The sequence below is a fragment of the Polaromonas sp. YR568 genome, from assembly GCF_943369415.1.
In the GTDB taxonomy this organism is placed as follows: Bacteria; Pseudomonadota; Gammaproteobacteria; order Burkholderiales; family Burkholderiaceae_C; genus Polaromonas.
The window spans coordinates 110,999-131,560 of record NZ_CALRNF020000008.1 but is presented as its reverse complement, the minus strand read 5'-3'; the positions used below and the strand labels follow the sequence as shown (position 1 = coordinate 131,560).

Below are 20,562 nucleotides of genomic sequence, written 5' to 3'. Positions count from 1 at the left end.
GCTCTGCAGCCAGGGCGGCGGCTCAGTTCTTAATCGACGTTAGGGCGGGGTGGGAATTGCTCAGACTGTCGGTCCGCTGTGAACGGCCGATTGCGAATGTGTGGTTCCTCACCCCAGCACCCTAACCATACAAGCGAAGCGAGTTTAGCCAGACCCCGGCTGGACCGAGCACCGCAGGTTGCCCGTAGCGCAGCGAAGGGACGCAGCAACCAGGGTCGCCTTTCTTTTGCTTACTTTTCTTTGGCGAAGCAAAGAAAAGTGAGTTGCTGCCGGGCAACCCCGGCCCCGGAATTCAACCCAACATCAGCGAATGAAACAAACAAAGGCTTCCTTAGCCCGCAGGCTTTTCCGGAGCGCCGCCGAGCGCCCGTTGCATCACCTCCACACCCTGGGTCATCATCGCGGCAATGTAGCCCTCCAGCGCATCCGGCATCACGTCGGTGATCCAGACAAAGCGGGTGCGGTTCTCGCCTTCGGCAAACAGCTGGGCCGAGGCCATGTGGTGGCTGGCCTTGCCGCCGACCACGGTGTAGCTCAGGCGATGCGCCGCTTCATGGATGCCCACCAGCAGCTCATGCGCGACCATGCCGTTGGCAAAGGTCACGGTGCGGCTGCCTTCGCCGGGCTGGCATTCGATGACAAAGCCGGGCGCCAGGCGCCTGTGCACGGCATTGAAATCGCGCAGCGCGTCCCAGGCACTTGCGATGCCGGCGTCGACGGTGAATTCCTTGTAGATCGTGGCCATGGTGCCCCCAGTCTCAGTCTGGCTGGCGCCGGAGCGGCGCCATGTCACTGCAGCTTAGCAGTCAAACCGGGCGAAGTCAGCCCTGTTAAACGCCGTTTACAAACGCTGTCCGCGCAGCCTCAGCGCATTGCTGATCACCGACACCGAACTCAGGCTCATGGCCAGGGCAGCGATCATGGGTGACAGCAGCCAGCCCGTAAAGGGGAAGAGCAGGCCCGCCGCCAGCGGCACACCGAGCGAGTTGTAGACGAAGGCAAAGCCGAGGTTCTGCTTCATGTTGGCGATGGTCGCTTCCGAGATTTTCCGGGCCTGCGCAATGCCGCGCAAATCACCCTTGATCAGCGTGATCTGGGCGCTGTTCATGGCCACGTCGGTGCCTGTGCCCATCGCGATGCCCACGTTGGCCTGGGCCAGGGCCGGGGCGTCGTTGATGCCGTCACCGGCCATGGCGACGATATGGCCTTCGTCCTGCAGGCGCTTGACCAGTGCCAGCTTGTCGGCCGGCTGCACGCCGCCGTGCACCTCGCCAATGCCCAGGCGTGCGGCGATGGCTTTGGCGGTGGTCAGGCCGTCGCCTGTGGCCATGATCACGCGCAGGCCGGCGGCTTTGAGCGCCGCCAGCGCCTCGGGGGTGCTGGCTTTCACCGGGTCGGCCACCGCGAGCAGGCCGGCAAGCCGGCCGTCGACCGCAAGGTGCATGACGCTGGCGCCCTCGGCACGCAGCGCTTCCGCCTGGGCCAGCAGCGCATCCACCGCGACACCGGCCTGCGCCATCAGCGCCGTATTGCCGAGCGTGAGCTGCCGGCCGGCCACACGGCCGCTGACGCCTATGCCGCTGGCCGATTCGAAGTCCCCGGGAGTGTCCAGCACCAGGCCGCGTTCGCGTGCCGCCGCCACAATGGCGCCGGCCAGCGGGTGTTCGCTGCCCTGGTCCAGGCTGGCGGCCAGCCGCAACACCTCGTCGGCGCTGAAGCCGGCCGCGGGGACCGCGCGGTCGAACGCCGGCTTGCCGGCGGTCAGCGTGCCGGTCTTGTCGACGATCAGCACGTCGACGGTGCGCAGGTGCTCAATCGCCGCCGCATCGCGGAACAAAATGCCCTGGCCGGCGGCCTTGCCGGTGGCGACCATGATGGACATCGGCGTGGCCAGGCCCAGCGCGCAGGGGCAGGCGATGATCAGCACGGCCACCGCGTTGATCAGGCCGTAGACCCAGCTCGGCTGCGGGCCGAAAAATCCCCAGCCAAAGAAGGTCAGTACGGCCATGGCCACCACGGCAAGAACAAACCAGCCGGCCACCTGGTCGGCCATGCGCTGCAGCGGGGCCTTGGAGCGCTGGGCCTGCGCCACCATCTGCACGATTTGCGAGAGCATGGTTTGCGCGCCGACGCGCTCGGAGCGCATCACCAGGGCGCCGCTGCTGTTGAGCGTGGCGCCTATCAGCCTGTCGCCGGGGCGTTTGCTCACGGGCAAGGGTTCTCCGGTCAGCATGGATTCATCAACAGCGCTGCCGCCCTCGGTGACGATGCCGTCCACGGGCACTTTTTCGCCGGGGCGCACGCGCAGGCTGTCGCCCACGTGCACATGGGTCAGCGGCACGTCTTCCTCGGTGCCGTCGGCCTTGATGCGCCGCGCGGTTTTGGGCGCCAGGCCCAGCAGCGATTTGATCGCGGCGGATGTCTGTGAGCGTGCTTTGAGCTCCAGTATCTGGCCGAGCAGCGTCAGCGAGATGATCACGGCCGCCGCTTCAAAATACACCGCCACGCGGCCCATGGAAATAAACGAGTCCGGGAACACACCGGGCGCGAGGGTGGCAACCACGCTGTAGGCAAAGGCCGCGCCCGTTCCCAGGCTGATGAGGGTCCACATGTTGGGACTGCGGCGCACCAGCGATTGCGCACCGCGCATGAAGAAAGGCCAGCCCGCCCACAGCACCACGGGCAGGCTCAGCACCAGCTCTATCCAGCTCTGCACGGCCATGTCGAACCAGCCGAGCTGGTGGCCGAACATGGCCAGCACCGCCACCACCACGCTGAGCGGCAGCGTCCACCAGAAGCGGCGGGTGAAGGAGCGCAACTCCGGGTTGTCATCTTCATCGAGGCTGGGCATGACGGGCTCCAGCGTCATGCCGCAGATCGGGCAGTTGCCCGGATGGTTCTGCCGGATATCCGGGTGCATGGGGCAGGTGTAAAGGGTTTCGCCGGCCCGGCCCGTGTCAGGCTCGCGTGCAGCGGCGGGGGCGGGCGCACCGAGATAGGCCGCCGGATCCGCGGAGAATTTCGCCAGGCAGCCGGCGCTGCAGAAGTAGTAAGGCCTTCCCCCGTGCTCAAGGTGGTGCGGGGACGCCGTGGTGACGTCCATGCCGCAGACGGGATCCTTCAGCCTGGACGGTGCGGCGGGCGGCATGTGGCCGGTTCCGTGTGCGTTTCCCGGCGCGGCGTGGGTGGTGTGATTCATGGAGGGCTTCCTTTTGCGTTCTGCAGACCTGGACCAGGCCCATGAACAAGGGTAGACCTTCCCCCTGTGGGAAGGTCAAGCCCCATGGGTTGGGGGTACACGCCATGGGCGGCCATGATGATCTTCAGTGCCTCCCGTGGCGGCCCGCATGATCCATGTCAAATGAAGCCGGAAAACCGGCACGCTGGTGCGTGCCTGCGGGCTACGCGGGGACGGTGTAGTTCAGGGTCATGCGTCCGCCGTCAACCACCACGATTTCACCGGTGATGTAGCTGGCCGCGTCGCTGGCCAGGTAAGCCACGGCATCGGCGATCTCGGAAGGCTCGCCCAGGCGCTTCATGGGCGTGCGGCTCATGATTTTGGCTTTGGCTTCGTCGCTGGTCAGCACGGCTTTGGCAGCCAGCTCGGTGGCGATGGTGCCGGGCGCCACCGCGTTGACGCGCACGCCCTGGCCGGCCAGCGACAAGGCCATCACGCGCGTGAGCTGGTTGATGCCGCCCTTGCTGACGTTGTAGCTGGCAATCGTTGGAATGGCGAGCACGCCGTTGACAGAACTCATGTTGACGATGCTGCCCTTGCCGGCGGCCGCCATCACGCGCGCCACGGCCTGGCCGACGAGGAAGGAGCCTTTGAGGTTGATGCGCAGCACGGCGTCGAAGTCGGCTTCTGTCACGTCGAGGAATTCGGCGGCCTTGAAGATGCCGGCGTTGTTGACCAGCACGTCGATGCGGCCGTGCGCGGCCACGGTCTGCGCGACGAGCGCATCGACCTGGGCTTTGTCTCCGACGTCGCAGTGCACGTACAGGCCGCCAAGCTCCCTGGCCAATGCCGTGCCGCGCGAGTCGTCGATATCGGCGATCACCACGAGGGCGGCTTCGCGCGCGAAGCGGCGCGCGCAGGCCTCGCCTATGCCCTGCGCCCCACCGGTGACGATGCAGACGCGGCCGGCCAGGCCGAAAGAAATGGGGGAGGCTGTGGCAGAGGTGGTGTTCATGCCCGCATGGTACCCGTGTAGGCCGCGATGAAGTTCTTCGCGTTCTCACCCACCTGGGCCGCCGTGGTGCCGGGCTTGTACAGCGCTGAGCCTATGCCGAAGCCGTTGGCGCCGGCGGCCAGGTAAGCGCCCATGTTGTCCGGCGTGACGCCGCCCACGGGCATCACGGGGGTTTGCTTGGGTAATACCGCGCGCAGGGCTTTCACCACGGCGGGTGTGATCATCTCGGCCGGGAAAATTTTCAGGCCCGTGGCGCCGGCTTCCAGCGCCCCAAAGGCTTCGCTGGCCGTCATCACGCCGGGCAGGCAGACCATGCCCAGGCGCGCGGCTTCGCGCACCACGGCCGGGTTGAAGTTGGGCGAGACGATGAGTTCGCCGCCGGCAGCCTGCACGTTGCGCACGTCCTCGGGCGTCAGCACCGTGCCCGCGCCTATCAGGGCCTCGGGGTAGGCGCTTGCCATCGCGGCGATGCTGTCCAGCGGCTGCGGCGAGTTGAGCGGAATTTCTATCAGCGTCCAGCCGGTGGCGACCAGCGCCTGGCCGACGGGCAGGGCCTCGGCCGGCGTGAGCCCGCGCAGGATGGCGACCAGGGGGAGGGTGGTCAGGGCCCTGGAAAATTTTTGGTGTGCGTTGTTCATGGTGGTCTGTTGATGGTGTCGGGCTTTAGGCCAGCGTATCGGCAATCGCGCGCAGGCCGCGCCAGGTGGCGCCCGCGCCCACGCGCTGCACGGGCACGCCGAGCTGGGACAGCGCCTGTTCGTAGCGGGCCGTGAGCGCTTCCGCGCCCATGACCACCACGGGCTCGCCGCGCGGCAGCGTTTGTGATTTGAGTTCTTCGCCTATGACCAGGCCTGACAGGTAGCTGGGCAGGGCTTTGGTGCTCATGCGATTGAACAGCGACAGCGTCCGTGTGCTGAAGGCGGTGTTGAGCAGGCCGGGTCCGGCCAGCGCCTGGGCGACGCCCTGGCCGAAGGCGGCGGCGTCCAGCGCGGGTTCGTCCTCGGGCAGCATGCGCGCCAGGATGGACTGGCGGCGCAGCAGCGCATAGAACTCACCGGTCATCCAGGTCGAGAAGTCCGTCACCTGGCGGTTCGCCACCGTGGCCCATTTGCTGTGCGTCCCGGGCAGCACCAGGCGCGCATCGCGCAAGCCCAGCAACTGCAGGGCGCCGAAGATTTGTGTTTCCTCGCCGCGCATCACGTCGGGCACGCCGTTCTTGTCGATGCTGAGGCCGGGCACGATGGCGATGCGGCCGGGCTCCACCCATTCGAGCGCGGCGGCAATCGCGGCAAAGCCGGCCGGGCAGGCGCAGTAGGGCGCTTCACGCCAGCCCTGCTTGCTGCCGGCCATGCCCGAGATCAGGCACAGCGTGCCGGGTGTCATCCAGTCGCCGAAGCAGCTGTCAAACACAGCGGGAAAGCCGCCGGCCTCCACCGTCAGGATGCCGCGCGCGAAGGATCGTTCTTCAAGCGCCGCGCCGTCCGCATCCAGCAGCGCGCCGCGCAGCGACGAGCTGCCCCAGTCGACAGCGAGGAGGCGGCTCATAGCAAGGCCCTGACCTGTTCGGGCCGCGGCAGCGGCGCCACGGCGCCATAGCCCTGCACCGTGAGGGCGGCTGCCGCATTGGCATAGCGCGCGGCCTCGAACACGGTGTCGCCCTGGGCGATGCGCGCCAGCAGGTTGCCGCAGAAGCAGTCGCCCGCGCCGGTGGCGTCCACCAGTTTCACGCGATGCACAGGCGCGCGTTCGCGCCGTGTGCCGTCGCTGACCAGCGCGCCGTCGCCGCCCAATTTGAGCACCACGGTTTTCGCGCCCAGGGCATGGCCCCAGTCCACCACCTCATCAGGATCTGTCATGCCGTTGAGGGCGGTGATGTCTTCCAGGCTGGGCAGGAAGATGTCGCACAGTGACACCGCATGGCGCGTGCAGGCCAGCGCCCGGTCCAGCGGCCAGAGCTTGAGCCGCAGGTTGGAATCAAAAGACACCAGCGTGCCGGTCTCCCTGGCCAGCTTCATGGCGGCAAAAGCCGTGTCGCAGGCGCTCGCGGAAATCGCCAGCGAGATGCCCGACACGTGCAGCACCTTGGCCTGGCGCACGGCGTCGGCCGCGCCCTGCTGCAGCCAGGCCGGCGTCATGCGGCTGGCGGCGGAGCCCGCGCGCAGGTAGCTGAACTCATGGCCCTTGGGCCCGTGGGTGACGAAGTACAGGCCCGTGCTGGCTTCGCCGTCCTGCTGCACGGCGGCGGTGGAGACGTTCTCGGCGGCCCACAAGGCCATCAGCGACTGGCCGAAGGTGTCGCCGCCCAGGCGCGTCAGGTAGGCGGTGCTGGCGCCGGCACGGGCGGCGGCGATCACCGCATTGCTGGTGTCGCCGCCGAAGCCCTGCAGGTAGTTGGGCTGGCCGGCGGTGGTCTGGTTGAACTCCACCATGGCTTCGCCTAGCGCGACGACATCGAATTTTCTGGCTTGCATGGGTTTCCTGGCGGCTTGCGGCATCCCGACGCGGGCTCTTCCGCAGGAAGAAAACCAGGGGAAAACACACCGCGCCTTAAAGCGTCAATGGTACCCGCCGGGCGAATCCTCCTTCGTACCCGGGCCGTACCCGCCTCAGTGGTTGTCGCGCGGCACGAATGAGCCGCGCTTGCCTACCAGGAAGTCCAGGTCCACGCCTTCGTCGGCCTGCAGCACGTGGTCGATGTAAAGCTTCCAGTAGCCGGACGACAGCGGCGGCTCGGGCGCCTTCCAGCCGGCCATGCGCCTGGCCAGTTCCTCGTCGCTCACATGCAGGTGCAGGCGGCGGTTGGGCACGTCGAGTTCGATGATGTCGCCGTTCTGCACCAGGGCCAGCGGGCCGCCGGCGGCGGCTTCGGGCGCGGTATGCAGCACCACGGTGCCGTAGGCCGTGCCGCTCATGCGCGCGTCGCTGATGCGCACCATGTCGGTGATGCCCTTGCGCAGCACCTTGGGCGGCAGCGGCATGTTGCCGACCTCGGCCATGCCGGGGTAGCCCTTGGGCCCGCAGTTCTTCAGCACCATCACGCAGTTTTCGTCGATGTCCAGGTTTTCGTCGTCGATGCGCGCGTGGAAGTCTTCAATGGTTTCGAACACCACGGCGCGGCCCTTGTGCACCATGAGCGCGGGCGTGGCGGCGCTGGGCTTGATGACGGCGCCGCGCGGCGAGAGGTTGCCGCGCAGCACGGCGATGCCGGCCTTGTCCTTGAAGGGCGCGGACAGGGGCTTGATGACCTCGGTGTTGTAGTTCTCCGCATCGGCGATGTTTTCGCCTATGGTTTTGCCGTTGGCGGTGATGGCGCCGGTGTGCAGGTGCTGCGCGATTTCCTTCATCACCACCGGCAGGCCGCCGGCGTAGCAGAAGTCTTCCATCAGGTATTTGCCCGAGGGTTGCAGGTTGACCAGGCAGGGCAGTTCGCTGGCCAGGCGGTCGAAGTCGTCGATGGTGAGCTTCACGCCAATGCGGCCGGCCATCGCGATCAGGTGGATCACGGCATTGGTCGACCCACCTATCGCGGCCAGGGTCTTGATGGCGTTTTCAAACGCTTCGCGTGTGAGGATTTTCGACAGCGTGAGGTCTTCATGCACCATCTCGACGGCGCGGCGGCCGGCCATGCGGGCCAGCACATTGCGGCGGCCGTCCACCGCCGGGTAGGCGGCATTGCCGGGCAGGCCTATGCCGAGCGCCTCGACCATGCTGGCCATGGTCGAAGCCGTGCCCATGGTCATGCAGTGGCCGTGGCTGCGGTGCATGCAGCTTTCGGCCTCGAAGAAGTCCTGCAGCTTGAGCGTGCCGGCGCGCACCTGCTCGCTCATGCTCCAGACGCCGGTGCCCGATCCGAGTTCCTGGCCGCGCCATTTGCCGCTCAGCATGGGCCCGCCGCTGACGCCCACCGTGGGCAGGTCGACGCTGGCCGCGCCCATCACCAGCGAGGGCGTGGTCTTGTCGCAGCCCATCAGCAGCACCACGCCGTCTATGGGGTTGCCGCGTATGCTCTCTTCCACGTCCATGCTGGCCAGGTTGCGGTACAGCATGGCGGTGGGGCGCAGCAGGGTTTCGCCCAGCGACATCACCGGAAATTCAAGCGGGAAACCGCCGGCCTCATAGACGCCGATCTTGACCTGCTCGGCAATCGTGCGAAAGTGCGAGTTGCAGGGCGTCAGTTCGCTGAAGGTGTTGCAGATGCCGATGACGGGCCGGCCGTCGAACTGGTCGTGCGGAACGCCCTTGCCCTTGACCCAGCTGCGGTAGGCAAAGCCGTCGCGGTCCTGGCGGCCGAACCACTGCTGGCTGCGAAGTTCGTGGGCGGGTTTCTTCTTCGGAGGTGTGCTCATGCGGGAAAATCCTTAAGTCTTTAAACATATTATCGTCATACCATTGAATTCCAATCCTAGTAAAAACCATGACCGCAGCTTCTTCCGCGACCGCCTCTGCTTCCCGCCCGCAAATTCTTTCCGTCGCCAAGCTGGCGCCTTTTTTCATGTCGCAGCTGCAAGCCTCTTTTGACGTGCACGACCGCCTGCACGAAAGCGACCCGGCGGCCTTCGCCAAAATTGCGCCGCAGATTCGCGGCATTGCAGGCGGCGGCGAATCGAAAGTGCCGCGCGCGCTGCAGCAGCAGTTGCCCGCGCTGGAAATCATTTCGCTGATGGGCGTCGGTTATGACGGCATAGACGTTTCCGCCGCGATCGAGCGCGGCATTCCCGTCACGCACACGCCGAATGTGCTCAATGACGAAGTCGCCGACCTGGCCATAGGCCTGATGCTGTCGGTGGCCCGCCGCATTCCGCTGGCGGACCGTTACGTGCGGGCCGGCCGCTGGGCCAAGGAAGGCCCCATGCCGCTGGCGCGCAAGGTGTCGGGCGCGCGGCTGGGCATTGTCGGCCTGGGCCGCATCGGCCAGGCTATCGCCGACCGGGCCCAGGCTTTCGGCATGTCGATTGCGTATACGGCCCGCAGCGCCAAGGCCGATCTTCCCTATGTCTTCCACCCGACCGCTGAGGCGCTTGCGGCGGCGGTGGATTTCCTCATCGTGATCACGCCGGGCGGCGCCGGCACGCGGCACATGATCAATGCCCAGGTGCTGGCGGCGCTGGGTTCCGGCGGCTATTTGATCAATGTGGCGCGCGGCTCGGTGGTGGATGAAGCGGCGCTGGTCGATGCGCTGCAGCGCGGCGTGATCGCCGGCGCCGGGCTTGACGTGTTCGAGAAGGAGCCCCATCCGCTGGAGGCGCTCTGGGCGCTGGACAACGTGGTGCTGACGCCGCACATGGCCAGCGCAACGGTGCAGACGCGCCAGGCGATGGCCGACCTTGCGGCGGACAACCTGCGGGCGCATTTTGCCGGCGCGCCTTTGCTCACGCCGGTGCCGGAATGTGCCTGAGCCATGCCCTACCCCGGGTTTTCCATAGAAAGCGCGCGGGCTAATCATCATATGATAACAATCCACCGGCGCCGCCAGCTTGCCGCGCCCGCCTCTTTTTCCAGTTTGTCCGGAGCCCGTTTTGACAGTTTTTGAAAAAGTCGTCCTTTATACCGATACCGACGGCCGCGCGCGCTTTCGCAGCGAGTCCATCCCGCTGGGCGAAGGCTCGCCGCAGGCGATGCTGTCCGGGCTGTTCGCATCGGGCGGCTACCAGTTGCGCCACAGCCCGGTGGGTTTTCGCAGCCAGTTCCATTGCACGCCCAATCCCCAGTGGGTGTTCATCCTGGGCGGGCAGATGGAAATCGGCCTGCAGGGCGGCGAATCACGCGTGTTCGGCCCGGGCCAGCATTTCTATTCGGCCGACGTGCTGCCGGACGGCGCGACCTTTGACGCGCAGCTGCACGGCCACTGGAGCGCGCAGGCCGGGCCCGACCCGCTCGTCACCCTCTTCGTGCGCGGCTAGCCCGGCGCTGCAAGGCCTTCCATGATCAAGAACGTCCACGGCAACACGGTCGACCACCTCGGTGAAGCCGTCGTGGCGGGCCGCTATGCGGTGGGCGCCTCGCTGCCGCCCGAGCCCATGCTGTGCGAAGAACTCGGCGTGAGCCGCACGGTGGTGCGCGAGGCCGTGAAGTCGCTGATCGCCAAGGGCCTGATCACCACCGGCCCGAAAGTCGGCACGCGGGTGCTGTCCGAGGAGCACTGGAACTGGTTCGACCCGGACGTCATCATCTGGCAGTCCAAGGCCGGGCTCACGGCCGAGTTCCTGCGCGACCTGCAGGACCTGCGCCGCGTGGTGGAGCCGGCCGCGATGCGCCTGGCCGCCGAGCGCGCCACGCCCGAAGACATTGCCGGCGTCGAACTCTCCTACGCCGGCATGAAGCGCGCGGTCGAGGAGGGCGGTGATTACGTCACCCACGACCTGCGTTTTCACCAGGGCCTGCTGAGCGCCTCGCGCAACCGCATGCTGGTGCAGATGAGCAAGGCGCTGGGTGCCCTGCTGCGCACCAGCTTTGAAATTTCAACGCGCCGCAAGGACGGGCCGATCAATTCACTGCCGCTGCACCGCGAGGTGCTGGACGCCGTGATCGCGCACGACCCCGACCGCGCCGAGCGCGCGATCCAGCGGCTCATCGACGGCGCGCGCAACGACATCGAGGAGGTGCTGGCCTCGCGCCGGCGCCTGCCGCGACTCAACCAGCCGGCGCCCATGCTCAAGATGGGCTGACGGAATCCACGGCAGACAACAACATAACAACAGATAACAACAGACAGGAGACAAGCTTGCAGAAAAATATCGAAAGCGCCATTCACTGGTTCTTCAAGGCCCTGGAATTCCTCGTCGTGGCGGCCATGGTCGCCATGGTCGTCATGGTGTTCGGCAACGTCTTGCTGCGCTACACCATGAACTCCGGCATCACCGTGTCCGACGAGATGTCGCGCTACTGCTTCATCTGGCTCACCTACATAGGCGCCATGGTGGCCATGCACGAGCGCGGCCACCTGGGCGTGGACACGCTGATCAAACACCTGCCCGTCATCGGCAAAAAGGTCTGCCTCTTCCTGAGCGAGTCCATCATGCTGTTCTGCAACGTGTTGTTCTTCATGGGCACCTACGAGATGCACGAGCTGCAGTCGAGCAATGTGTCCCCCGTGGTCGGCATCTCGATGATCTGGGTCTACGGCATCGGCTACGTCACCAGTGTGGTGATGGCCATCTTCAACCTGCATGTGCTGTGGCGGCTGGTCAGCGGCACCATCACCGAAGCCGAACTGGTGCAGGTGATCGAAACCGAAGGCCTGGCCGACGTCGAAAAGCAGATTGAAGGAGGCCGGGCATGACTGTCAGCGTCTTCATCCTGAGCCTGCTGCTCTTCATGGCCATCGGCATGCCGATCGCCTACTCGCTGCTGGCCTGCGGCGTGACCCTGATGGCCTACCTCGCGGCCACCAGCCACGTCGTCACTTTCGACAGCCAGATCATCGCCCAGCGTTTTGTCGACGGCGCCGACAACTTTCCGCTGCTGGCCGTGCCCTTCTTCCTGCTGGCCGGGGAGTTCATGAACGCGGGCGGCTTGAGCCGCCGCATCGTGAACCTGGCCATGGCCTGGGTCGGGCATTTCCGCGGCGGGCTGGGTTACGTGACGGTGATCGCCGCCGTCATCATGGCCTCGCTGTCGGGCTCGGCCATCGCCGACACTGCCGCGCTGGCCGCGCTCTTGATCCCCATGATGCGCGCGGCCGGCTACAACGTGGGCCGGGCTTCGGGCCTGGTCGCTTCGGGCGGCATCATCGCGCCCGTGATTCCGCCGTCCATCGGCCTCATCATCTTCGGCGTGGCCGGCAACGTGTCCATCACCAAGCTGTTTCTCGCCGGCATCGTGCCGGGCATCCTGATGGGCGTGGCCATAGGCCTGACCTGGTGGTGGGTGGCCAAAAAAGAGAACGTCCCTGCGGCGCCCAAAATTGACATGCCCGACCGGCTGCGCATCACGGCCGAAGGCGGCTTCGCGCTGGCCCTGCCCATCGTCATCATTGGCGGCATGAAGTTCGGCATCTTCACGCCGACCGAGGCCGCCGTGGTGGCCGCGGTGTACAGCTTCGTCGTCGGCAAGTTCATCTACGGCGAACTCAAATGGTCGGAGCTCTACGGTCTGGTCCTGGCCGCGGGCAAGACGACCGCCGTGGTGATGTTCCTGGTGGCCGCGGCGATGGTGAGCGCCTGGCTGATTACGGTGGCCAACATCCCGACCGAAGTGGCCGACATGATGGCGCCCTTCATCGGCAACAAGATGCTGCTGATGTTCGTGATGATGGTGCTGATCGTGGTGGTCGGCACGGCGCTCGATTTCACGCCCACGGTGCTGATCCTCACGCCGGTGCTGATGCCGCTGGTGCTCAAGGCCGGCATAGACCCGGTGTATTTCGGCGTCATGTTCATCATGAACAACGCCATCGGCCTGATCACGCCGCCCGTGGGCACGGTGCTCAACGTGGTGTGCGGCGTCGCCAAGATCAGCATGGACGAGGCCTTCAAGGGCGTGCTTCCCTTCCTGCTGGCGCAGCTGGCCGTGCTGTTCCTGCTGGTGCTTTTCCCGTCGATCGTGACCGTACCGCTTCAGTGGCTGATGCGCTGAGAGTTTTTCAACCCCCGTGTTCATATAAAGGAGACAACCATGTTCAAACGCAGAACCCTTGCCGCAGCCCTGGCTGCAGGCGCCTTGCTCGTCGCCACCTCGTCGTTCGCGCAATTCGCCGAACGCACCATCAAGTTCACCAACGGCGTGAACGAAGACCACCCCGTGGGCCTGGGCGTGAAGAAGATGCAGGAAGTGCTGGCGGCCAAGACCGGCGGCAAGATGAAGATCAGCGCCTTCTGGGGCGGCGCCGCGGGCGGCGACCTGCCGGCCACGCAGGCGCTGCGCGCCGGCACCCAGGAGATGGTCTGCACCTCCAGTTCGCCGCTGGTGGGCATCGTCAAGGAACTCGGCGTCTTCGACCTGCCTTTCCTGTTCGCCAACGAGAAGGAAGCCGATGCGGTGCTCGACGGCCCGGCCGGCGAATACTTCAACAAGAAGCTTGAGGCCGCGGGCCTGATCAACCTGGCCTATTGGGAAAACGGTTTCCGCAACCTGACCAACAGCAAGCGCCCGGTCGCCAAGGTCGAGGACTTCGAAGGCGTCAAGGTGCGCGTGATGCAGAACAACATCTTCCTGGACTCCTTCAAGTCGCTGGGCACCAACGCCGTGCCCATGGCTTTCGGTGAAGTCTTCACGGCCCTGGAAACCAAGACCATAGACGGCCAGGAAAACCCCTTCGTCACCATCGAGACCTCCAAGTTCAGCGAAGTGCAGAAGTACCTGAGCGTGACGCGCCACGCCTATACGCCTTTCCTGATCCTGTACAGCAAGAAGCTCTGGGACCAGCTGAACCCGCAGGAGCAGGCCGTGCTGCGCGAAGCCGCGCGTGAAGGCCAGAAGGTGGAACGCGCCGCCAACCGCGAACTCAACGAGAAGTCGCTCGCCACGCTGAAGAAGACCATGGTCGTCAACGAGGTGACGCCGGCCGAACAGAAACGCATGTTCGACAAGGTCAAGCCTGTCTATGACAAGAACGTGCCCCTGATCGGTGCGGAGCCTGTCAATGTGGTGATGGAAGCGCTGAAGAAGGCGCGCGGCGGCTGACCGCGGGCCGGGCCGTGAGCCCGGCGCCTGACCTGACGAGGCCGCAAGGGGCGACCCTGGCGGCCTTTTTTTTTAGCTTTGCATCCCTGGAGTGCGCAGTGAAAATCACGGAGATAGAAACCATACGCCTGGGTGAGTTCCCCAACATCATCTGGGTGCGTATCCATACCGACGAGGGCCTGACGGGGCTGGGCGAAACCTTTATGGGTGCGGCGGCCGTCGAGGCCTATCTGCATGAATGGGCGGCGCCCAAGCTGCTGGGCCAGGACCCGCTGGCCATCGAGGCGCGCAACCGCGACATCACCGGCTACCTGGGCTGGCGCGGCTCCGGCGTGGAGACGCGCGGCAACTCGGCGGTCGACATCGCGCTGTGGGACATCTTCGGCAAGGCCGCCAACATGCCGGTGCACACGGCGCTGGGCGGCAAGAGCCGCGACAGTATCCGCATCTACAACACCTGCGCGGGCTACCAGTACATCCGCAGCGCCACCAACCAGACGAGCTCGAACTGGGGCCTGGCCGACAACAGCGGGCCTTACGAGGACTTGCAGGGCTTTCTCAACCACGCCGACGAGCTGGCCGAGTCGCTGCTGTCCGAGGGCATCACGGCGATGAAGATCTGGCCCTTCGACCCGGCCGCCGAAAAAAGCCACGGCCAGTACATCAGCCCCGAAGACCTGGACACCGCGCTGGAGCCCTTTCGCAAGATCCGCAACGCGGTCGGCGACAGGATGGACATCATGGTCGAGTTCCACAGCCTGTGGCGGCTGCCGATGGCGCAGAAGATCGCGCGCGCGCTCAAGCCCTTCAACACCTTCTGGCATGAGGATGCCATCCGCATGGACTCGCTGGACCTGCTCAAGCAGTACGCGAAGGATTGTGAAGCGCTGATCTGCGCGAGCGAGACACTCAGCTACAAGTGGGGCTTCAAGGACTATTTGCAGACGGGCGTGGCGGGTGTCGCCATGCTGGACCTGAGCTGGTGCGGCGGCTTGACGGAGGCCCGCAAGATCGCGGCCATGGCCGATGCCTGGCAGTTGCCCGTGGCGCCGCACGACTGCACCGGGCCCGTGGTCTGGGCCGCGTCCACGCACCTCTCGCTGCATGCGCCGAATGCGCTGATCCAGGAAAGCGTGCGGGCGTTTTTCACGGGCTGGTACAAAGAGCTGGTGACGGAACTGCCGGTCGTGAAGGACGGCATGATCAGCCTGAGCGACAAGCCGGGCCTGGGCCTGGAGTTGTTGCCCGACTTGCACAAGCGGGCCGATGCCATCGTGAAGATCTCAAGGCCCTGAACGCGGGGCCGTGCCGGTTACGGGCGAGACCTGTTAACGGGCCTGGCGATGCTGCATCTCGCCGGACAGGATCACGTGGTGGCCCTGGCGAACGGCCACTTCCTCGACAAGCGTGCGCGCCACGGTGTCCGCTGCAATGGCCCGGTAGTTGGCGGGGATCAGGCCGCCGAAAAGCCGGCTCAGGCCGATGGCGATTTTTTCGCCGGCGCGTGGCGGCTGGCCCAGCGACTCGCGCTCGCCCGCCAGGACCGAGGGCCTGAGGACGACCAGCGTGGGGAAACCCAGGTGCAGGAGCGCCTCTTCGGCCTCGCCTTTGACCCGGCTGTAGAAGATGGCGGAATGGGCGTCGGCGCCCATGGCGCTGACCACGCCGAGGCGCGTGGCGCCGGCGATGCGGCCGGCGCGGGCCACGGCCAGCACGGCGTCGAAATCGACCGCCCTGAAGGCGGCGCGGCTGCCGGCTGTCTTGATGGTGGTGCCCAGGGTGATGAACACGTCATCGACCGGCGGCGGGGCCGTGAAATTGGCGAAGGAATCGGTCAGGTGCACCGCCAGCTTGAGATCGCGCTGGGCCGGTGCACGGCGGCCCACGCTGTGGACCACCGAATAGCGCTTATCGGCCAGTAAACGAGCCAGGACCGCCTGGCCGACGAGGCCCGTTGCCCCGGCCACCAGCGCCACCCGAGCCGCCACCGCCGCCGCCGCCGGAGCGGTTGCCGCCCCGGTAGTTGCCGCGGTTGCCGCCCGTGGGCTGGCCGGAGGAGGGGAAGCCTGAGGAGGCGTGGCTGGCGGGTTGCTGGTTGTCGAAGTCATTGCGTGGCTCCCTTGACTCGTTGCGCGGCGCGCGCGGCTGCTGGTCATCGCGCTGGCGCGGTGCCTGGGCCTGCCGTGGCGGCTGGCCGTTCTGGGAATAGCCGGAAGCCTGGCGCGGCTGGCCGGGGTTGGGGGTGCGCGGGCCGCGGCCGCTGCCGCCGCCATTGCCACCACCACCATTGCCGCCGTTGCCGCCACCGGCGGGGCCGCGTCCGCGCGCGCCGCCATTGCCGCCACCGTTGCCGCCGCCTGCGCCACGCGCGGGCTGTGCGCCCTTGGTGTCGCGGATGCGCTGCATCATTTCGGTGCGGGCGGCCTTGGCGGCTGCCTGCATCACGTCGCGGCTTGGTGGTTTGCCCAGGCCGCCCCAGATGGTCTGGCGGCCCATGGCCAGCGGCTCGGCGCGTTCGCCGGCTTCGGCTTCAAAGCCGGGGACGATGACTTTTTCGATGTTCTGCTTGGTGAAGCGCTCGATGTCCTGCATGAAGCCTTCTTCATCCAGGCAAACCAGGCTGACGGCTTCGCCGCTGTTGCCGGCGCGGCCGGTGCGGCCGATGCGGTGAACGTAGTCTTCGCTCACATTCGGGATTTCGTAGTTCACGACGTGCGGCAGCTCGTCGATGTCGATGCCGCGGGCGGCGATGTCGGTGGCCACCAGCGCGCGAATCGTGCCGCTCTTGAAGTCGGCCAGGGCCTGGGTGCGGGCGGTCTGGCTCTTGTTGCCGTGCAGCGCCATCGCGGGGATGCCGTTCTTGCTCAGGTGCTCGGCCACGTTGTTGGCGCCGAACTTGGTGCGGGTGAACACCAGCACCTGGCTCCAGTTGTGCTCGTTGATGATGTGCGTCAGCAGCGCTTTTTTCTTGCTGCGGCCCACGGGGTGAATGGTCTGCGTGATGCGCTGCACCGTGGTGTTGCGCGGCGTGACCTGGATGGATTCGGGGTTCTTGAGCAGGCCGTTGGCCAGTTCGCGGATTTCATCGCTGAAGGTCGCGCTGAACAGCAGCGACTGCTTCTGCTTGGGCACCAGGGCCAGCACCTTCTTGATGTCGTGGATGAAGCCCATGTCCAGCATGCGGTCGGCTTCGTCCAGCACCAGGATCTGCACCTGGCTCAGGTCCAGCGTGCCCTGGCTCGCGTGGTCCAGCAGGCGGCCGGGGGTGGCGACCAGGATGTCGACGCCGCGGCGCAGTTTTTCAATCTGGGCGCCCATGCCGACGCCGCCGAACATCACCATGGAGGTGAGGTCGGTGTACTTGCCGTAGGTGCGCACGCTTTCCTCGACCTGGGCCGCGAGTTCGCGGGTGGGGGTCATGATCAGGGCGCGCACGGCGTTGACGCCGCGGCGGTTGGTCAGGCGCGCTTCGGTGGACAGGCGCTGCAGCAGGGGCAGCGTGAAGGCAGCGGTCTTGCCGGTGCCGGTCTGGGCGCCGCCCAGCAGGTCCACACCCTTGAGCACGGCGGGGATCGCCTGGGCCTGGATGGGGGTGGGGGTGTCGTAGCCCTGCTCGAGCACGGCCTTCAGAATGGCCGGGGCCAGGTTCAATTCTTCAAATGTCATGATGTTGCGCCTGTATGGCGCTTTAGATCGGCCTGTTGGGCGCCCTGTTGGAAGGCAACCCGCCAGTCAAAGGCAGATGGGGTCAGAAAGTGGGCCGAAAACATCGTAAGCAGCCGCTTGTTGCGGTACCCGGATGTGCCCAAATGTTGAAGGCAACTGGAGCCAGCAACCCCTGCATTGTCGCACAGCAACGATAATGGGGCATTCACGCAGAAAAACACGCCTTGTCAAAAGGCGTCGGCGCCCAGGCGCGGCGTGTCGTTCCAGCCCGCAAGAAAGCCTGCTGACAGCCTGCAAAAATAGCATTTTCAGGCGGCAAGCAGCCCGTTTTCCGGCATTGTTTTTTCATTTTTACCAAAGTAATCCTGATGGCTCAGTACGTATTTACTATGAACAAGGTCGGCAAAATCGTGCCGCCCAAGCGCCATATCCTCAAAGAGGTGTCGCTCAGTTTCTTCCCGGGCGCCAAGATCGGCGTGCTGGGCACCAACGGTTCCGGCAAGTCCACGCTGCTCAAGATCATGGCCGGCCTGGACACGGAAATCGAGGGTGAAGCCACCCCCATGCCGGGCCTGAACATCGGGTACCTGCCGCAGGAACCCAAGCTGGACCCGGAGCATACGGTGCGCGAAAGCGTGGAAGCCGGCATGGGCGCGGTGTTCGCCGCCAAGGCCCAGCTCGAAGCCGTGTACACGGCCTACGGCGAGCCCGATGCCGACTTCGACGCGCTGGCCGCCGAGCAGGCCCGCCTGGAAGCCATCATCGCCACGGCCGGCACCGATTCCGAGCACCAGCTTGAAATCGCCGCCGACGCGCTGCGCCTGCCGCCCTGGGACGCGAAGATCGGCCTCTTGTCCGGCGGCGAAAAACGCCGCGTCGCGCTGTGCGCCTTGCTGCTGTCCAAACCCGACATGCTGCTGCTCGACGAACCGACCAATCACCTGGACGCCGAATCGGTGGACTGGCTGGAGCAATTCCTGCAGCGCTTTTCGGGCACCGTGGTGGCCATCACCCATGACCGCTACTTCCTGGACAACGCCGCCGAGTGGATTCTGGAATTGGACCGTGGACACGGCATCCCCTGGAAGGGCAACTACAGCACCTGGCTGGAGCAAAAGGGCGAACGCCTGGCGCAGGAGCAAAAGGGCGAGGAAGCCCGCGCCAAAGCCCTGAAAAAGGAACTTGAGTGGTCGCGCCAGAACCCCAAGGCGCGCCAGGCCAAGAGCAAGTCCCGCCTGGCCCGCTTCGAGGAACTGTCGGATTTTGAATACCAGAAGCGCGTGGAAACCAACGAAATCTTCATCCCCGTGGCCGAGCGCCTGGGCAATGAAGTCATCGAGTTCAAGAACGTCAGCAAGTCCTTCGGCGACCGCCTGCTGATCGACAACCTGAGCTTCCAGGTGCCCGCAGGCGCCATCGTCGGCATCATCGGCCCCAACGGCGCCGGTAAATCCACGCTGTTCAAGTTGATCGCCGGCAAGGAGCAGCCGGACAGCGGCGAAGTCGCCATCGGCAAGACCGCGCGCATGGCTTTCGTCGACCAGCACCGTGACGACCTCGCCAATGAAAAAACCGTCTGGGAAGACATCTCCGGCGGCCTGGACATGCTGACCGTCGGCAAGTTCACCATGCCCAGCCGCGCCTACGCCGGGCGCTTCAACTTCAACGGCGCCGACCAGCAAAAGCGCGTGGGCATGCTGTCGGGCGGTGAGCGCGGGCGTTTGCACCTGGCCAAGACCCTGATCGCGGGCGGCAACGTGCTGATGCTCGATGAACCCTCGAACGACCTGGACGTGGAAACCCTGCGCGCGCTCGAAGACGCGCTGCTGGAGTTCGCCGGCTCGGTGCTGGTGATCAGCCATGACCGCTGGTTCCTCGACCGCATCGCCACCCACATCCTGGCCGCCGAAGGCGACAGCCAGTGGACCTTCTTCAACGGCAACTACCAGGAGTACGAAGCCGACAAGAAGAAGCGTTTGGGTGAAGAGGGCGCCAAACCGAAGCGTGTGCGCTTCAAGGCTCTGCACTAAGCCTGGAGAACTTGGCTATGACAGACCAGGAAGTCCTGGACAAAACCCGCTTGTGGCTCGAAAAAGCCGTGATCGGGCTCAACCTGTGCCCGTTCGCCAAGGCGGTCTACGTCAAGAACCAGGTGCGCCTGGTGGTGAGCCAGGCCAGGCACGCGGACGGCCTGCTCGAGGAGCTCGACCGTGAACTCGACCTGTTGGCGGCCACGCCGGCCGATGAGGTCGACACCACGCTACTGATTCATCCCACGCTTTTCGATGACTTCCTGGACTTCAACGACTTCCTGGAAATCGCCGAAGGCGTGGTGGACGAGCACGGCCTCGAAGGCGTGATCCAGCTGGCCAGCTTTCACCCGCAATTCCAGTTTGACGGCACCGAGCCGGACGACATCGGCAACTACACCAACCGCGCACCCTTTGCCATCCTGCATTTGCTGCGCGAAGAAAGCGTGGAGCGCGCCGTCGAGGCATTCCCTGAGGCCGAGGCCATCTTCGAGCAGAACATTGAGACGCTCGAAAAACTCGGCCACACGGGCTGGAAGGCGCTGGGCCTCTAGGAGTCTGGGCGGCCTTATTTGGGCAAGAGCTGCTCGAGGACCGCCTGCAACTGCGCGAAGTTAAAAGGCTTGGTCACATAGCCGCTGGCACCCAGGCGCAGGGCTTCTTCCAGCCGTTCCGATTCGGCGCTGGCCGACAGGAACACCAGGGGCACGTGCTTCAGGGCCGCGTCGGCCTGCAGCGCGGCCAGCACTTCCAGGCCGTTCATCTGCGGCATCATCACGTCGCAAAAAATCAGGTCCGGTGGCTGCTCGCGGGCCAGTTGCAGGCCGGCATGGCCGTCCGCGGCGGACAGGCCTTCGTGGCCCTCCAGCCGGACAAAGCGCAGCAGGTTGTCCCGGATATGGGTTTCGTCTTCAATCACCAGAATGCGCGCCATGTTTCTTTCGCATTGAAGGCCCCTGCCTGCATCATTGTTGGCGGGGCGGACATTCCCTGAATCGCCGGGCCGCGGGCTGTGCCCTCGCGCCGGCTTGGTGGTTCATCTTATAGCCTCG

Annotated in this window: 19 protein-coding genes; 9 read left to right on the top strand and 10 right to left on the bottom strand. The window is 65.7% G+C overall.

Annotated features, from left to right (window positions below; all coding sequences use genetic code 11):
- Nucleotides 1-331: 331 nt before the first annotated feature.
- The 7 genes from ACLV74_RS07855 to ACLV74_RS07825 all read right to left on the bottom strand — a co-directional run bounded on the left by ACLV74_RS07855 (nt 332) and on the right by ACLV74_RS07825 (nt 8,539).
- On the bottom strand, nt 332-745 hold the full coding sequence (locus tag ACLV74_RS07855) for an SRPBCC family protein (protein ID WP_411878815.1): 414 nt from the start codon (nt 743-745) through the stop codon (nt 332-334).
- Between the two features lie 96 nt (nt 746-841).
- Entirely contained in the window at nt 842-3,199 is a 2,358-nt protein-coding gene (locus ACLV74_RS07850) for a heavy metal translocating P-type ATPase (protein WP_411878814.1), read from the bottom strand.
- A gap of 202 nt (nt 3,200-3,401) precedes the next feature.
- Complete coding sequence (locus ACLV74_RS07845) at nt 3,402-4,193, bottom strand: SDR family NAD(P)-dependent oxidoreductase (protein ID WP_411878813.1); 792 nt, start codon at nt 4,191-4,193, stop codon at nt 3,402-3,404.
- On the bottom strand, nt 4,190-4,831 hold the full coding sequence (locus tag ACLV74_RS07840; protein ID WP_411878812.1) for a 2-dehydro-3-deoxy-6-phosphogalactonate aldolase: 642 nt from the start codon (nt 4,829-4,831) through the stop codon (nt 4,190-4,192). Before ACLV74_RS07840 ends, ACLV74_RS07845 begins: the two co-directional genes overlap by 4 nt.
- Before the next feature lie 25 nt (nt 4,832-4,856).
- A complete protein-coding gene (locus ACLV74_RS07835; protein ID WP_411878811.1) occupies nt 4,857-5,738 on the bottom strand; it encodes a 2-dehydro-3-deoxygalactonokinase in 882 nt (293 codons plus the stop codon).
- The gene (locus tag ACLV74_RS07830; protein WP_411878810.1) at nt 5,735-6,664 is read right to left on the bottom strand and encodes a sugar kinase; all 930 of its coding nucleotides are present in this window, start codon (nt 6,662-6,664) and stop codon (nt 5,735-5,737) included. The genes ACLV74_RS07835 and ACLV74_RS07830 overlap by 4 nt, the downstream gene beginning before the upstream one ends.
- 135 nt (nt 6,665-6,799) lie before the next feature.
- Entirely contained in the window at nt 6,800-8,539 is a 1,740-nt protein-coding gene (locus ACLV74_RS07825; protein WP_411878809.1) for an IlvD/Edd family dehydratase, read from the bottom strand.
- 68 nt (nt 8,540-8,607) lie between these two features.
- Here ACLV74_RS07825 and ACLV74_RS07820 point away from each other — a divergent pair, with 68 nt between their 5' ends.
- The 7 genes from ACLV74_RS07820 (at nt 8,608) to ACLV74_RS07790 (ending at nt 15,109) form a co-directional block, all read left to right on the top strand.
- Entirely contained in the window at nt 8,608-9,588 is a 981-nt protein-coding gene (locus ACLV74_RS07820; protein ID WP_411878808.1) for a 2-hydroxyacid dehydrogenase, read from the top strand.
- A 121-nt stretch (nt 9,589-9,709) separates the two neighbouring features.
- The gene (locus ACLV74_RS07815; RefSeq protein ID WP_411878807.1) at nt 9,710-10,093 is read left to right on the top strand and encodes a hypothetical protein; all 384 of its coding nucleotides are present in this window, start codon (nt 9,710-9,712) and stop codon (nt 10,091-10,093) included.
- A 21-nt stretch (nt 10,094-10,114) separates the two neighbouring features.
- Nucleotides 10,115-10,858: a FadR/GntR family transcriptional regulator gene (locus ACLV74_RS07810; protein ID WP_411878806.1), complete on the top strand. Its 744-nt coding sequence runs from the start codon at nt 10,115-10,117 to the stop codon at nt 10,856-10,858.
- A gap of 56 nt (nt 10,859-10,914) precedes the next feature.
- Nucleotides 10,915-11,472 (top strand): TRAP transporter small permease, encoded by a 558-nt coding sequence (locus ACLV74_RS07805; RefSeq protein ID WP_411878805.1) that lies wholly within the window; start codon nt 10,915-10,917, stop codon nt 11,470-11,472.
- Complete coding sequence (locus ACLV74_RS07800) at nt 11,469-12,767, top strand: TRAP transporter large permease subunit (protein WP_411878804.1); 1,299 nt, start codon at nt 11,469-11,471, stop codon at nt 12,765-12,767. Before ACLV74_RS07805 ends, ACLV74_RS07800 begins: the two co-directional genes overlap by 4 nt.
- A gap of 39 nt (nt 12,768-12,806) precedes the next feature.
- On the top strand, nt 12,807-13,814 hold the full coding sequence (locus ACLV74_RS07795; protein ID WP_411878803.1) for a TRAP transporter substrate-binding protein: 1,008 nt from the start codon (nt 12,807-12,809) through the stop codon (nt 13,812-13,814).
- A 98-nt stretch (nt 13,815-13,912) separates the two neighbouring features.
- Nucleotides 13,913-15,109, top strand: a complete 1,197-nt coding sequence (locus tag ACLV74_RS07790) for a mandelate racemase/muconate lactonizing enzyme family protein (RefSeq protein WP_411878802.1) — start codon at nt 13,913-13,915, stop codon at nt 15,107-15,109.
- A 33-nt stretch (nt 15,110-15,142) separates the two neighbouring features.
- Here the strand turns inward: ACLV74_RS07790 and ACLV74_RS07785 are convergent, their stop codons facing one another.
- Nucleotides 15,143-15,781 (bottom strand): epimerase, encoded by a 639-nt coding sequence (locus ACLV74_RS07785; RefSeq protein ID WP_411878801.1) that lies wholly within the window; start codon nt 15,779-15,781, stop codon nt 15,143-15,145.
- Entirely contained in the window at nt 15,723-17,480 is a 1,758-nt protein-coding gene (locus ACLV74_RS07780; RefSeq protein ID WP_411878800.1) for a DEAD/DEAH box helicase, read from the bottom strand. Before ACLV74_RS07780 ends, ACLV74_RS07785 begins: the two co-directional genes overlap by 59 nt.
- Nucleotides 17,481-17,848: 368 nt before the next feature.
- Between ACLV74_RS07780 and ettA the strand changes: the two genes are divergently transcribed.
- Together ettA and ACLV74_RS07770 are read left to right on the top strand one after the other, a co-directional pair.
- Nucleotides 17,849-19,510: an energy-dependent translational throttle protein EttA gene (gene ettA / locus ACLV74_RS07775; protein WP_411878799.1), complete on the top strand. Its 1,662-nt coding sequence runs from the start codon at nt 17,849-17,851 to the stop codon at nt 19,508-19,510.
- A gap of 17 nt (nt 19,511-19,527) precedes the next feature.
- A complete protein-coding gene (locus ACLV74_RS07770) occupies nt 19,528-20,064 on the top strand; it encodes a DUF1415 domain-containing protein (RefSeq protein WP_411878798.1) in 537 nt (178 codons plus the stop codon).
- A gap of 14 nt (nt 20,065-20,078) precedes the next feature.
- Here ACLV74_RS07770 and ACLV74_RS07765 read toward each other — a convergent pair whose 3' ends face one another.
- Complete coding sequence (locus tag ACLV74_RS07765) at nt 20,079-20,444, bottom strand: response regulator transcription factor (RefSeq protein WP_411878797.1); 366 nt, start codon at nt 20,442-20,444, stop codon at nt 20,079-20,081.
- Between the last annotated feature and the right edge of the window lie 118 nt (nt 20,445-20,562).